Here is a 1311-nt window from a genome sequence, read left to right as displayed (position 1 = left end):
CGAGCATTGCTCCTATGTCAAGCGGCGACTGCCTGGAGGGGTTTGTCGTGGGTGTGGTTGAGGTGTTTGTCGGCGTGCAGGCATCGGTAGACGGTGCGGGAGAGATAACGTTTGAGGCAGCGCAGAGCTCCTTTGGTTGCTTTGTCGGCTAGCCGCTCGCGGTAGTACTGCTGCCCGGCGCTGCCGGGAATGCGCAGCTGGGTGATGGCGATGCGGTGCAGTGCGGCGTTGAGTTGGCGGTTACCGGAACGGTTCAGTCGGACTCGTCCGGCGGTGTTGCCCGACCAGACCGGGATTGGGGCGGTTCCGTTGTGGCGGGCGAATGCGGCTTCGTTGCGGAAGCGGCCGACGCCGGCGGTTTCGGCGACGATCTTGGCCGCGGTCAGTTCACCGCACCCGGGCACCGCCAACAGCGTCGGGGCTACCTTCTGGATGCGTTCACCGATGCGTGCGGCCAGGGCGTTGATGGCCTCGGTCAGGCGGATGACGTCGGCGAGTTCCTCGCGAGCCAATTCGGCCAGGACCCCGTGTTGGGGATTGAGCCAGTCGAGCAGCGCCGCGCAGGCCTTGGCGCGGTGCAGGCAGGCAGGTTTGGGTTCGGCGGCGGGGTCCAGTTCGTGGACCCGTTGACGGAGCCGGTTGATCGTTGAAGTGCGTTGAGCCACAAGGTCGTCACGACGATCAACCAACAGTTTGAGCTCCCGTGAGATCTCGTCGTGGGAGGCGACCGGCAGATCAGGATGGCGCAGAACTGCCTGGGCAACGGCCAACGCATCGATGGGATCGGACTTGCCGCGGGTCCGCGCCGAGGCACGGGCCTGCGACATCAATTTCGGGGCTACCCGCACCACCGACTGGCCTGCGGTGAGCAGATCGCGCTCCAGCCGGGCCGAGAGGTTGCGGCAGTCTTCAATACCCCACAGCAGTTCCTCGCCGAACTGTTCCCGGGCCCACGCCAGCACCTTGAGATGTCCCTCAGTGGAGGCCCTGACCACCTTCTCCCCGAGCTTGCGCCCGACCTCGTCGACGGCGACGAAAGTGTGGGTGCGCTTGTGTACATCGGTTCCAACGACGACCATGGACGGTGCCTTCTTTCATCTGGTGGATGAGGTGAAGGTCGGGCCGACCGGCAGGACACATCTCAGTGGGGGCGGTGCCACGCTCCTATCAAGTCACGCCGGTCGGTCCTTCCCACCCGGCATCGACACAACGCTCGATTGCCAACCCGAAGGTGGCAGAGTTTGTAAGAGTCAGACACCAGGTGAAAAGACCCAACCACCGCAACAGCGGCACGTCCACTGTGACACTGAG

Annotated in this window: 1 protein-coding gene; it reads right to left on the bottom strand. The window is 64.5% G+C overall.

Annotated features, from left to right (window positions below; all coding sequences use genetic code 11):
• Positions 1-17 precede the first annotated feature (17 nt).
• Complete coding sequence (locus AC3A6P_RS36050; RefSeq protein ID WP_487697448.1) at positions 18-1079, bottom strand: IS110 family RNA-guided transposase; 1062 nt, start codon at positions 1077-1079, stop codon at positions 18-20.
• Positions 1080-1311 lie beyond the last annotated feature (232 nt).

Source organism: Mycobacterium sp. Soil_C_30, from assembly GCF_057656995.1.
The sequence above is the reverse complement of the archived record's forward strand: the minus strand, read 5'-3'. Positions and strand labels throughout refer to the sequence as shown.

Coding starts and splice junctions, on each gene's coding strand:
- AC3A6P_RS36050 (WP_487697448.1), bottom strand. CDS start 1,079: ATGGTCGTCGTTGGAACCGATGTACACAAGCGCACCCACACTTTCGTC.